This is a genomic window from Streptomyces sp. NPDC007872 (genome assembly GCF_042868165.1).
Taxonomy (GTDB): Bacteria; Actinomycetota; Actinomycetes; order Streptomycetales; family Streptomycetaceae; genus Streptomyces.
In genome coordinates this window covers 1-11,919 of record NZ_JBIAEA010000018.1, presented here as the reverse complement: position 1 = coordinate 11,919, position 11,919 = coordinate 1, and the positions used below count along the sequence as shown (strand labels likewise).

Sequence of the window (11,919 nt, the reverse complement as noted above, 5' to 3'; positions counted from 1 at the left end):
CCAAGTAGGCAACGCCCGTCAGGACGGGGAGGGGAGGCGGTCCTCCGGCCTTCCTCCGGACTCCCTCCCCACCCCGTCCCCGTCGAAGGAACCCGATGGACCTCCAGCTCAAGGGACGGGTCTACCTCGTCACCGGTGCCTCCTCCGGCATCGGGCACGCCACCGCCCGCGTGCTCGCGGCGGAGGGCGCGCAGGTGGTGGGCGTGGCCCGGAACACCGCGTCGCTGCTCGACACCGACCCGAACATCACCGCCCACGAGGGCGACCTCACCCGCCCGGAGACCGCGGACGACGCGGTGCGCCGGACCGTCGAACGCTTCGGCCGCCTCGACGGCCTGGTCAACAACGCCGGCGCCCTGCGCTCCCACGAGGGCTTCCTGGCCGCCACGGACGCCGACTGGCACGAGATCTTCGAGCTCAACGTCCACGCGGCGGTCCGCGCCGCCCGGGCCGCCCTGCCGCACCTGATCGACGGCGGCGGAGGCAGTCTGGTCCACGTGGCGAGCGAGGCGGCCCGCTTCCCGGACCCCTCCATCGCCGCCTACGCGGCCTCCAAGACGGCCCTCCTGTCCGTCTCCAAGTCCCTCGCCGCCGAGTACGGCCGCCGGGGCGTCAGGTCCAACATCGTGTCGCCCGGCCCCACCCGGACCGCCCTGTTCGACGCGCCGGGAGGGTTCGCCGAGCAGTTGGCGGAACGCTTCGGCACGACGCCCGACGAGGCGGTCGACCACTTCATCCGCGAGGAACGGCGCCTGCCGAGCGGACGGATCGGGACGCCCGAGGAGGTCGCCACCGTCATCGCCTACCTGCTGTCGCCGCTCGCCTCGCAGGTGACGGGGGCCGAGTGGGCCGTCGACGGCGGCGCCCTGCGGCAGGTCTGACCGTGGCAGCCCCCGCGTCCGCAGCCGCCGCCCCGGCCGAAAGCCGTTCGCGCGTCGAGGAGTTCGAGGCGGAGGCCGTGCCGTACCGCGCCGAGCTCCTGGCGGCTGCCGTCCGCCTCGTCCGCTCGCACGCGGACGCCGAGGACCTCCTCCAGGAGACCTACTTGAAGGCGTTCCGCTCCTTCCACCAGTACCGGCTCGGCACCAACGTCCGTGCCTGGCTGTACCGGATCATGACCAACACGTACTTCACGCACCACCGCAGCGCCCGGACGCGGCCGCGGATCGTCGGCCCCTACGACGAGGACGCCCACGTCCGGCCGGCGCACCAGCCGGCCTCCTACCGGCTGGCGTCGGCGGAGGACCAGCACCTGGAGGGGTTCGTGCACCCCGAGATCGGGCGGGCGCTGCGGTCCCTCCCGCGGGAGTACGCGGCGGTGCTGCGCCTGGCGGACGTCGAGGGCCGCAGCTACCAGGAGATCGCCGGACTCCTCGGGATCGCCACCGGCACGGTGGGCTCGCGCGTGCACCGCGGCCGCCGCCGCATGCGGGAGCTGATTCCTCACCTGGACCCCCACCTGGATCCCCGCCCGGATCCCCACCTGGATTTCCGCCCGGATCCCCACCTGGATCCCCGCCCGGACCCTCACCCGGGCCTCCGCCCGAATCCCCACCCGGGTCCCCACCGCACGAGCACCGCTCGCGCCGACTCCCCCCACACGGACAGCACTTCCCCGATACGAGCGAAGGAGCCCATGACATGAGCGGAATAGGCAGACGCGCCCTCCTCGGCCGCGGCGCGGCCGTGGCGGGCGGGGCGGCCGTGGCCACCACCGGCCTCCTGGCCGCGGACGCGGACGCGGTCGCGGCGGCGGCCGGAGGCGGCGCCGTCGAGTTCGGCAGCACGGTGACCCGGCAGGACTCCCGCTACCCGTCCCTCCGGACGGGCAACAACCAGCGCTTCGTGGCCACCCCGGACTACGTGAAGATGGTCCGTTCCCCGGCCGACGTCGAGCGGGCGCTCGCGAAGGCGGTGCGCGACGGCAAGCGCGTCTCCGCCCGCAGCGGCGGCCACTGCTTCGCCGACTTCACCTGCAACCCCGAGATCGAGGTGATCATCGACTTCTCGGAGATGACCGGCGTCGGCTACGACCGCAGGATGCGCGCCTTCTACGTCGAGCCGGGCGCGCGGCTCCTCAACGTCTACGAGTCCCTGTTCAAGGGCTGGGGCGTCACGGTGCCCGGCGGCATCTGCTACAGCGTCGGCGCCGGCGGGCACATCGTCGGCGGCGGCTACGGCCTGCTCTCGCGCGCCCACGGCCTGGTCGTCGACCACCTGTACGCCGTGGAGGTGGTGGTGATCGACGAGGCCGGCCGGGCCCGTACGATCACGGCGACCCGGGAGGCCGACGACCCGCACCGCGAACTGTGGTGGGCGCACACCGGCGGCGGGGGCGGCAACTTCGGCCTCGTCACCAAGTACTGGTTCCGCTCGCCCGGCGCCCGGGGCACCGAGCCGGCCGAGCAGCTCGTGAAGGCGCCGTCGACGGTCCTGGTCAGCGCGGTCTCCATCCCCTGGGACGACCTCGACGAGCGGTCCTTCAAGCGCCTGGTGAAGAACTTCGGCGCCTGGCACGCGGAGCACAGCGATCCGGACAGCCCCTACCGGCACCTCAGCAGCCTGTTCAACGTGTCCGCCAAGGCGCACGGCAGCCTGGGGATGTTCACCCAGATCGACGCCGCGGTCCCCGGCGCGCGCGAGATGCTCGACTCGTACATGGCGGCCGTCACCAGCGGGACCGGGGTCGAGGTGCGGTCCCTCGACCGCGGGAACGGGGAGCTGCCGGCGATGCCGGGCCTCGACCGGCCGAGGGAGCTGCCCTGGTTGCAGGCGACGCGGCTGGTCGGCACCGACAACCCGACCATCACCAACCCCACCTCGCGCGGCGGCCACAAGTCCGCGTACATGCGCAAGAACTTCACCGACGCGCAGCTCGCGGCGCTGTACAAGCACATGACGCGGCCGGACTTCACCAATCCGGACACCATGCTGGTGCTGTTCTCCTTCGGTGGCCGGGTGAACGCCCTGCCGGAGGACGCCACCGCCAACGCCCAGCGGTCCGCCATCTTCAAGATGTGCTTCCAGACCTTCTGGAGCGACCCGGCCGAGGACGATTTCTATCTGGGCTGGCTCCGTGATCTCTACGGTGAATTCTTCGCGGCCAGCAACGGCGTGCCGGAAATCAACGACGCCACGGACGGGTGTTACATCAACTATCCCGACCGGGACATGACCGACCCCCGTCACAACCGCTCGGGGACGCCCTGGACCACGCTCTACTACAAGGGAAATTATCCCCGCCTCCAGCGCGTGAAGCGCCGCTACGACCCCGCCAACGTGTTCCGCCACTCCATGTCCATCACGCCTTCCAGGACGCCCTGACGGCCTTTCCGTGAAAACGGCCCCGCTCTTCGGAGCGGGGCCGTTTTTCTTTTTGCCCGTGCGTGCAAGTGGGAAATCGAACGCGTTGACCATTTCTCGGGCGAATGGAACTCTCTTTCTTGTCGGAGCGTCGCCCTCCCGGACAGGGAAACGAAGGCGATGCGAAATCCAACGGGTGGAGAAAGAGAATGCGAACCGTTTCCGTGGTCATCGGCACGCGCCCGGAGGCCATCAAGATGGCTCCCGTCATCATGGCCCTGCACGCCCGTCCGGACATCGAGCCCGTGGTCATCTCGACCGGGCAGCACCGCCAGATGCTGGACGAGACCCTCGACGCCTTCGGCCTGTCGGCCGACATCGACCTGGAGGTCATGGCCCCCAAGCAGACCCTGTCGCAGGTGACCTCCCGGATCCTCAGCGGCCTGGAGTCCGTACTCCCCCGGCTCGGCTCCGACGCCCTCCTGGTGCACGGCGACACCGCCACCACGCTCGCCGGCGCCCTCGCCGGCTTCCACCACGGCGTCCCGGTCGTCCACGTCGAGGCCGGCCTGCGCAGCGGCGAACTCTCCTCCCCGTTCCCGGAGGAGGGCAACCGGCGCCTGGTCGGCCAGGTGTCCGCGCTCCACCTGGCACCGACCCCCGCCAACCGCGCCAACCTGCTGTGCGAGGGCATCCCGGAGGAGACGATCGTCGTCACCGGCAACACGGTCATCGACGCCCTGCGCTGGGCCGGCGACCACGCCGCCGACTACGGGCGCCCCGAGCTGGACGACCTCGACGCCGACCCCCGCCGCGTCGTCCTCGCCTCCGCCCACCGCCGCGACGCCTGGCCGCAACTGGCCGACATCGCCGCCGCGTTCCGGCGGATCGCCGACGAGCCCGGCACCCGCGTGGTGGTCCCGCTGCACCGCAACCCCGCGGTGCGCGAGGCGATGCTCCCCGTCCTCGCCGGACACCCGAACGTCACCCTCACCGACCCGCTGCCCTACCTGAGCTTCATGAAGCTGCTCAAGCGGGCCGACCTCATCGTCTCCGACAGCAGCGGCGCGCAGGAGGAGGGGCCCGCGCTCGGCAAGCCCACCCTGGTCCTCAGCGACGTGACCGAGCGGAGCGAGGCCGTCGTCGCCGGCACGGCCAAGCTGGTCGGCAAGACGACCGGGGGCGTCGCCGCCGCCGCCCTGGAGCTCCTGCGCGACCGGGCCGCGTACGACCGCATGGCGGGCGCCGCCAACCCGTACGGGGACGGCAGGGCGGCCCTGCGCACGGTCGACAGCATCGCCTGCTTCCTCGGTCTCGGCGACCGGCCCGAGGACTTCGTCCCGGAGACGCCGGTCGACCAGTTCGCCGCCGAACTCGCCCGTGTCGCCGGCTACCGGCAGCACGCCCCTCAGCCGGCCTCCTGAAGCCACGAGGACCCCTCCCGATGAGCCAGACGATCCAGACGAACCAGACCAACCAGACCCTCCTGACCGGGGCGGCCCCGAACGCCGTCCGCCCCCTGCGCCTCGGCACCCCGCACCTCCCCGCCCTGCTGGTCGAGAACGTCGACCGCTACCGGGTGCGCGGCTCCGCCGTCGTCGTCAACCCCCACCCCGACCCGGTCCCGCTCGACGTGTCGCCGCCGGTCGCGATCCCGCCCCTGTCCTCCACGATCGTCAGGGACACCGTGATCGTCAGCGCCCCGTCGGTCGTCCTCGTCGCCATGAGCGACGTCCCGGCCGCCGACGTGATCCGCGACCCGGGCTGGCACCTCCTCGGGGACCTCATGGGCCCGCCCGCGGCGGACGGAACCGGGGGATTCCCCCGGGACGTACCGCTCTGGAAGGGCCCCCAGGACGAGGCCGGCACCGTCCTCCTCGACGCGCCCCACCTGCTCGGGGAGCGCCCCGACCGGCGGCCCGGCGAGCCCTACGAGCTCCGGGTGAACCTCTGGTACGCCCCCGCCGGCACCGACTGCGCCATCCACAACCGGCACGACTTCATCGAGGTCCACACCCAGATCACCGGAGTGGGCCGGATGCAGAAGTTCCACGCCCCGGACCACGCCTCCCTGTACCAGGACGTCCCGATGGCCCCGGGCTACACCACCCCGCAGCCGTTCTGCCGGACGAACCCGGACGGCGGCTACCTCTACCCCTGGCACCAGTACCGCGCCGACACCGACTGCGTGTGGCTCGCCGTCGAGTACCACCTCCCCACCCACTGACCTCCCTCTAAGGAACCGCCATGAGCGAGCACCGCGTCACCACCCCGATCCCGCCCGTCTTCACCCCCGAGGTCGTCGCCGAACAGCTCCGGGACGGCTACTGGCTGGAGGCCCCGGACATCGACCAGGACGGCAAGCCCGACCTGTTCGGCTACGGCCTGCGCCTCGGCGAGATCTACTGGTACCAGAACGACGAGAAGTGGACCCGCCGCCTGGTCGCCGACGGCATCCGGATGCCCGTGGGCGCCGACTTCGCCGACATCAGCGGCAACGGCCACCCCGACGTGGTCGTCTGCTACGAGCTCTACGGTCCGATCGGCACCATCCACGACCCCGACCCGGTCGGCGGCAAGATCGACTGGCTGGAGAACCCGGGCAGCCCCGACAAGGACGAGTCCCGCTGGAAGCGGCACTACGTCGGCCGGGCCACCGGCATGCACCGGCTGCGGGTCGGCCACTTCACCCGCACCGACCGGCTCCAGATCGTCGGCGTGCCGATCGTGGCGCAGGCGGACGTCCACGCCGTGCTGCCGGTGGTGATCTTCACCCAGCCCGACGACGTGCACGCCGCCGAGGAGTGGCCGATGGAGACCATCGACGACAGCCACTTCCGCATGATCCACGGGGCCGAGAAGAAGGCCGGCCTGATACCGGGCTCGGACCTCGACTCGCTGCTCTTCGCGTCCGACGAGGGCGTCACCTGGCTGTACTTCGACGAGGCGAAGCGCGAGTGGGTCCGCCGGCTCGTCGGCACCGGCGAGCTGACCCAGTTCGAGCGGACGGGCTTCCGCGGCAGCGGCGACGTCAACGCCGGCCGCGTCGGGGACGACCCGATGGCGTACGTCGCCGCGATCGAGCCCTTCCACGGCAACACCGTCGCCGTCTACACCAAGTCGGGCACCGACGAGCAGGGCGACCCCGTCTGGGAGCGCACCCTCCTCGACGTCTACGGCGACCCCAACGACAGCGGCGAGGGCCCCGGCCACCAGATCGTCTGCGCGGACTTCGACGGCGACGGCGAGGAGGAGTTCCTCGTGGCGCTGCGTGGGCCGTGGCCCTGGCAGGGCGTCATGTACTACAAGGCCGTCGACCTGGCGGCCGGCGTCTGGGCCAAGTGGCGCATCGGCGACGAGTCCGTCGCCCGGATCGCCACCGGCGACTTCAACGGCGACGGACGCCTGGACTTCGCCACGATCGCGTACTCCGTCCAGAACTACTACGTGGCCAAGGACGCCAAGATCATGCTCTACCGGAACGGGACCCCGCAGGCCGGCGCGGAGGTCCTCCAGGAGGCCGGTGCCGAGGCCCCGCAGGGCGACGCCGAGTAGTCCACGAGCGACACACCACGAGCAGCCCCCACCCCCTCTCCGCCCCCGCGCCGCCGCCCCGCCCGCCGACCCCGCCGGGCCGGGCGGCGGCGCCCCGAACAGAAAGCCGCCGTCATGGCCTCCGCCTCCGCCTCCGCACCGCCGGACGACTCCCGCACCCGCGCCGGTTCCTCCCGGCCCGCGAAGCTGCCCTCGCTCACCGGCCTCAGGTTCTTCGCCGCGCTCCTGGTCTTCTTCTTCCACTCCTCGCTGGCCGACAGCCCGATCCCGCCCAACGCCCCCATCAACCCCTTCGCGAACGACACCCTGGCCCACCTGTACGAGAAGACGTTCGTCTCCACCGGCTACATGGGCGTCTCGTTCTTCTTCGTCCTCTCCGGCTTCGTCCTCGCCTGGTCGTCCCGGCCCGGCGAGCGCCTCACCTCCTTCTGGCGCCGCCGCGTCACCAAGATCTTCCCCAACCACCTGGTCGTCTCCGCCGCGGTCGTGGTGCTCTTCGCGGGCGCCACCCTCACGGGCGTCTCGCAGTGGCTGCCGAACCTGCTCCTGATCCACACGTTCTTCCCGCAGCCGCTGGTCAACCTCAGCCTCAACCCGCCGAGCTGGTCCCTCGGCAGCGAGCTGCTCTTCTACCTGCTGTTCCCGCTGCTCATCGTCCCGATCCGGAAGATCCGCGGCGCGGCCCTGTGGTTCTGGGCGGCCGTCATGGTCGCCGGCACCGTCGCCGTCCAGCTCGTCTCGACCCACCTCGTGCCCGCCACCCCCAAGTCGGCGATCACCCCGATCTCCGACATGCAGTTCTGGTTCGGCTACCTCTTCCCGCCCGGCCGCCTCTTCGAGTTCGTCCTCGGCGCGATCCTCGCGCGGATCGTCCTCGCCGGCCGCTGGCCGCGGCGGTTCGGCATCGTGCCCTCGCTGGTCCTGGTGGCCGCGGGCTACGCCGCCACGTTCTGGGTGCCGTTCCAGTACACCTTCGTCACGGCCACCCTCGTCCCCATCGGCATGCTCATAGCGGCGGTCGCCGACAGCGACGCCCGCTCCCGCTCCACCTGGCTGAGCAAGCGGCCCGTGGTCTGGCTCGGCGAGGTCTCCTTCGGCTTCTACCTCGTCCAGGGCGTCACCATCTTCTACCTGCGGACCCTCCTGGGCGACGAGCCCTTCGGCACCCCCGTGGCCCTGCTCGTGATCGCGCTCTTCTTCGCGGTCTCGCTGCTCGCCGGATGGCTGCTCTACCAGTACGTGGAGATGCCCGCCATGCGCCGCTTCAGCCGCTCCCGGAAGCCGGCCGCCACCGCCCCGGCGGTGTCCCTCCCGGCCCGGCGCCCCGCCACGAACCCCGGCCCCGCCACGACCCCCGCCCCCGTCCTGGACGCCGTCCCCTCCCCGGCCGCCGCCCCGGCCGCCGAGAAGGAACTCACCTGAGAGGAGGCACTCCCGTGCCCACCACCACCGCCCCCGACGGAACCGCCGTCGACCACCGCACCACCGGATCCGGACCCGGTCTGCTGCTCGTCCACGGCTCCACCAGCGACTCCGCCGCCAACTTCGGGCTCCTCGCCCCCCACCTGGCCGCGGGCCGCACCCTGATCCTCCCCGACTACGCCGGCAGCGGCCGCACCCCGCTGCCGCCCGGGGGCGAACTCGCCGTCGAGGACCTGGCGGCCCAGATGGCCGCCGTCCTGGAGGCCCGGGCCGAGGGCCCGGTGGACGTCGCCGGGGCCTCCCTCGGCGCCGTCGTCGCCGCCGCGCTCGCCGCCGACCACCCCCACCTGGTGAAGCGCCTGGTGCTGATCGTCGGCTGGGCCCGCAACGACGACCCCCGCCAGGCGATGGCGCTCGGCCTGTGGCGCCACCTCGCCGACACCGACCCGTGGGCCTACCAGCGGTACATCACGCTCCTCGCGCACTCGCCCGAGCACCTGGCCGGGCTGGACGGCGCGCAGCTCGAAGCCCTCGCCGCCGCGGCCCTGCCCACCGAGGGCGCCCGCCGCCAGCTCGACCTGGACCTGGTGGTCGACATCCGCGACCGCCTCCCGCGCATCGGCGCCCCCACCCTCGTCGTCGGCGCGAGCCGGGACCAGGTCATCCCGGTCGCCCACGCCAGGGAACTGCACGCCGGGATCGCCGGATCGCGCTACGCCGAACTCGACAGCGGCCACAACGTCCTCCTGGAGCAGCCGGAGAAACTGGCCGGGCTGATCAGGGACTTCCTGGACTGAGCCCCCGCACCTCCCGTACCGCCGGCACGCCTTCCGCACTCCCGGTACGTCTCCCGTACTCCCGGTACGACGAGAGGGCCCGCCCCCCACGGGGCGGGCCCTCTTCGGCGTACGGGCCTCCGGCGCGTGAACCTCCGGCATACGGGCCTCTGACTGACGTACGGGCCTCCGGCGCGCGGACGCTCAGCCGGCCGCCACGGCGAACGGCTCGGCGGTGACCGGACCCCCGCCCGCCGCCGTACCGGAGAGTCCGAAGCCCTCGGCCAGCAGCTCGTGGGTGCGGACGCGGTCGGCCGGGTCCTGCGCCAGCGTGTTCACCATCAGCTCCCGCACCCCGTTCGCCTCGGCGAGGGCCCGGAGCCGGGGCACGACCTCCTCGGCCGTCCCGTGGATCAGCGACCGCCGGTGGTGGGCGGCCCGCTCCGCCTCCAGGCCCGTCCACCGGTGGCGCCGGGCGGTCTCCACCGAGGGGAGCGGGCTGTCGTCCCCGAGGTCCTTCCGCGCGCGCCACAGCAGCAGCGACGCCGCCAGCTCGTCGGCCCGCTCCCGCGTGTCCGCCACGACGACCCGTACGGCGAGCAGCCCGCCGTGACCGGCGCCGCCCGTCGCGGCCGCGTGCGCGGCGCGGTAGGCCTCCAGGGCGCGCGTGCTCGGGCCGGGGACCAGGAAGTGCGCGAAGGCGAAGCCCACGCCCAGCTCGCCGGCGGCCGCGCCCGACCCCTCGCTCGCGCCCAGGAGCCACAGCTCCGGCGGCACCGGCGGGACGGCCGACAGCGCCCCCGGGTACGGCTCCCCGCCGCTCGGCAGGCGCAGGACGGAGCTCAACTCCCGCAGCCGGGCGGGGAAGTCGCCCGCCGGGCCGCCGGCCCGCCCGATGCCCATGTCGACCCGGCCCGGGTACAGCGAGGACAGCACGCCGAACACCTCGGCGACCTTCAGCGCCGGGTAGCGCGGCAGCAGGACGCCTCCGGTGCCGACCCGGATCCGGCCGGTCGCCGCGAGGACGGCACCGGCCAGCACCTCGGGGGCGCTGCCGGCGAAGCCCGCCGAGCGGTGGTGCTCGGCGACCCAGAACCGCTCGAAGCCCAGCAGGTCGGCCCGGCGCGCGAGGTCGAGCGAGGCCCGCAGGGCGTCGGCGCCCGAGTGCCCCTCGCCGATGGGGGACTGGTCCAGGACGGAGATCCGCAGCGTACTCACGCCTCCCCACCGCCCGAGACGATCGACGGCACGATGCGGAAGTCCCGCTGGAACACCAGGTTGTGCAGGTCCGCGGAGGCGATCGCCCGGAGCGTCGGCACCTCGGCGGCGGCCTGTTCCTCGGTGAAGACGTTCAGCGGCCAGTCCGCCACCGTGGCGCCGCGCAGGTGCGGGTGGTGGAAGCCGCTCCCGTAGTACGCCATCAGTGTGATGGGCTGGATCCCCGTCCCGGTCTGCTCGGGCCAGGACAGCGTCCACAGCGCCGCCAGGCCGCCGTCCGCGGTGCGGGTGACGCCGGTGGCGCCCACGGTCCCGGTGCCCTCCAGCATCCCCTCGTCGAACTCCTCCAGGACCCGGAGGGCGTACGGGTCGAGGAGCGCCACCGCCTCGCGGAAGAGGCGCTCCTTCGCCTGCCGCGACACGGCGTCCCCGTGGGTGCCGTCCCGCAGGTCCCCGAAGTGGCGCTCCAGGGCGTCCAGGTGCGCGGTCTCCGGGACCACGGCGGTCGTACCGGTCGTACCGGTCGTGTCGGTCGTCATGACAAGTCCTCCTGTTGCGGATCGCTGATCGTCACTGGGTGCGGTGCGGCGCCGAGTCCGCCACCGCCTCGAAGCGGGCCGAGACCATCCGGCCCAGCCACTGGCGCATCGGGTGCGCCCGGCCCGGTCCCCACTGCGCGGCGGGCACGAGCAGCGCCGCGTGCGGCGTCCCGGGGAAGGTCCGGAGCGTCGTCGGGACGCCGGCCCGCCGGAGCGCCCCGGCGTAGTCGTGCACGTCGTCGGCCACCGGGTCGAGGTCCCCCACGGCGAGGTACGCCGGGGCCGCGCCGCTCAGGTCCGGCGCCTCCAGCGGGGTGGAGTACAGCGCGTCCGCGCCGGGGAGCGGCCGCACCGGCGCGGAGCCCCGGTGGACGTGCCACGCCGCCCGCATCTGGTCGGCGGACGGGAACGCGCCCGCCTCGGCCCGGTACGACGGGGCCCGGCAGCCGGGATCCGTCGGCGGGTAGGCCAGGAACTGCCCCGCCGGGGACTGCCCGGCGTTCCGCAGGACGAGCGCGGCCGAGGCCGCGAGCGTCCCGCCCGCGCTGTCGCCGCCCACCGCCACCAGGGCGGTGCCGGTCTCCCGCACCGCCTCGCGCCGTGCCCAGCGCACCGCCGCCAGCACGTCCAGGAGCGCGGCCGGGTGGGCGTGCGCCGGGGCGAGGCGGTAGTCGACGCCGACCACGTTGTGGCCCGAGAAGCGGGCGAGGTCCGACGTGACCTCGTGCCACTGGGCCGCCGAGCCGTGCTGCCAACTGCCGCCGTGCGCCCAGACCAGCCAGCCGCCGAGCGACCGCTCCGGCCGGTAGACGCGCACCGGCACCTGGTGGCCGCCGGACGGCAGCAGCGCCTCCGTCCAGCGGACGGTTCCTTCGGCGGGGGAGGTGATGGAGGGAGAGGGGGAGGGGGAGGGCCGGGTGGCCTGACCACGGTTCACGACGTTCTCCTTTCGGGGGCGGACGCGTGCGCCCGGAGTACGGCGGTGGGACGCGGCCCTTCGGAACTCTGACGGCCCGCACCGCCCGCGCCAACCGACAGATGCCTAGGTCGCACCGCGCTCCGGACCGGGCGCCGGGGCCCGGTCCGGAGCGCGGTCACGGCTCACT

11 protein-coding genes are annotated in these 11,919 nt (G+C 73.3%); 8 read left to right on the top strand and 3 right to left on the bottom strand.

Going from position 1 to position 11,919, the window contains the following annotated elements:
• The first annotated feature begins 95 nt into the window (after positions 1–95).
• The 8 genes from ACFYNX_RS33420 to ACFYNX_RS33385 all read left to right on the top strand — a co-directional run bounded on the left by ACFYNX_RS33420 (position 96) and on the right by ACFYNX_RS33385 (position 9,077).
• Positions 96–881, top strand: coding sequence for an SDR family NAD(P)-dependent oxidoreductase (locus tag ACFYNX_RS33420; protein WP_125662890.1), 786 nt, complete (start codon positions 96–98; stop codon positions 879–881).
• A 2-nt stretch (positions 882–883) separates the two neighbouring features.
• Positions 884–1,645: a sigma-70 family RNA polymerase sigma factor gene (locus tag ACFYNX_RS33415; RefSeq protein ID WP_388667297.1), complete on the top strand. Its 762-nt coding sequence runs from the start codon at positions 884–886 to the stop codon at positions 1,643–1,645.
• Positions 1,642–3,324 carry an FAD-binding protein gene (locus tag ACFYNX_RS33410; protein WP_365551513.1) on the top strand — a complete coding sequence of 561 codons (1,683 nt, stop codon included), beginning with the start codon at positions 1,642–1,644 and terminating at the stop codon, positions 3,322–3,324. Before ACFYNX_RS33415 ends, ACFYNX_RS33410 begins: the two co-directional genes overlap by 4 nt.
• A gap of 188 nt (positions 3,325–3,512) precedes the next feature.
• Positions 3,513–4,727 carry a non-hydrolyzing UDP-N-acetylglucosamine 2-epimerase gene (wecB, locus tag ACFYNX_RS33405; protein WP_388667294.1) on the top strand — a complete coding sequence of 405 codons (1,215 nt, stop codon included), beginning with the start codon at positions 3,513–3,515 and terminating at the stop codon, positions 4,725–4,727.
• A gap of 20 nt (positions 4,728–4,747) precedes the next feature.
• On the top strand, positions 4,748–5,530 hold the full coding sequence (locus ACFYNX_RS33400; protein WP_388667292.1) for a hypothetical protein: 783 nt from the start codon (positions 4,748–4,750) through the stop codon (positions 5,528–5,530).
• 20 nt (positions 5,531–5,550) lie between these two features.
• Positions 5,551–6,858: an FG-GAP repeat domain-containing protein gene (locus ACFYNX_RS33395; RefSeq protein ID WP_388667288.1), complete on the top strand. Its 1,308-nt coding sequence runs from the start codon at positions 5,551–5,553 to the stop codon at positions 6,856–6,858.
• A gap of 114 nt (positions 6,859–6,972) precedes the next feature.
• Positions 6,973–8,280, top strand: coding sequence for an acyltransferase family protein (locus tag ACFYNX_RS33390; RefSeq protein ID WP_388667286.1), 1,308 nt, complete (start codon positions 6,973–6,975; stop codon positions 8,278–8,280).
• A 14-nt stretch (positions 8,281–8,294) separates the two neighbouring features.
• Positions 8,295–9,077, top strand: coding sequence for an alpha/beta fold hydrolase (locus ACFYNX_RS33385; protein WP_388667283.1), 783 nt, complete (start codon positions 8,295–8,297; stop codon positions 9,075–9,077).
• A gap of 183 nt (positions 9,078–9,260) precedes the next feature.
• On the opposite strand, the gene ACFYNX_RS33380 is transcribed toward ACFYNX_RS33385, so the two are convergent.
• Genes ACFYNX_RS33380 through ACFYNX_RS33370 form a run of 3 tightly spaced genes read right to left on the bottom strand, consistent with a single transcriptional unit; the run spans position 9,261 to position 11,750 of the window.
• Positions 9,261–10,274: an MsnO8 family LLM class oxidoreductase gene (locus ACFYNX_RS33380; RefSeq protein WP_388667280.1), complete on the bottom strand. Its 1,014-nt coding sequence runs from the start codon at positions 10,272–10,274 to the stop codon at positions 9,261–9,263.
• Positions 10,271–10,813 carry a hypothetical protein gene (locus tag ACFYNX_RS33375; RefSeq protein WP_365551531.1) on the bottom strand — a complete coding sequence of 181 codons (543 nt, stop codon included), beginning with the start codon at positions 10,811–10,813 and terminating at the stop codon, positions 10,271–10,273. The genes ACFYNX_RS33380 and ACFYNX_RS33375 overlap by 4 nt, the downstream gene beginning before the upstream one ends.
• A gap of 31 nt (positions 10,814–10,844) precedes the next feature.
• On the bottom strand, positions 10,845–11,750 hold the full coding sequence (locus tag ACFYNX_RS33370) for an alpha/beta hydrolase (protein WP_388667277.1): 906 nt from the start codon (positions 11,748–11,750) through the stop codon (positions 10,845–10,847).
• Positions 11,751–11,919 lie beyond the last annotated feature (169 nt).

Excerpts from the sequence above, each read along its gene's own strand:
- ACFYNX_RS33410 (WP_365551513.1), top strand. The coding sequence starts at position 1,642 with ATGAGCGGAATAGGCAGACGCGCCCTCCTCGGCCGCGGCGCGGCCGTG.
- ACFYNX_RS33400 (WP_388667292.1), top strand. The coding sequence starts at position 4,748 with ATGAGCCAGACGATCCAGACGAACCAGACCAACCAGACCCTCCTGACC.
- wecB (WP_388667294.1), top strand. The coding sequence starts at position 3,513 with ATGCGAACCGTTTCCGTGGTCATCGGCACGCGCCCGGAGGCCATCAAG.
- ACFYNX_RS33420 (WP_125662890.1), top strand. The coding sequence starts at position 96 with ATGGACCTCCAGCTCAAGGGACGGGTCTACCTCGTCACCGGTGCCTCC.
- ACFYNX_RS33390 (WP_388667286.1), top strand. The coding sequence starts at position 6,973 with ATGGCCTCCGCCTCCGCCTCCGCACCGCCGGACGACTCCCGCACCCGC.
- ACFYNX_RS33375 (WP_365551531.1), bottom strand. The coding sequence starts at position 10,813 with ATGACGACCGACACGACCGGTACGACCGGTACGACCGCCGTGGTCCCG.
- ACFYNX_RS33395 (WP_388667288.1), top strand. The coding sequence starts at position 5,551 with ATGAGCGAGCACCGCGTCACCACCCCGATCCCGCCCGTCTTCACCCCC.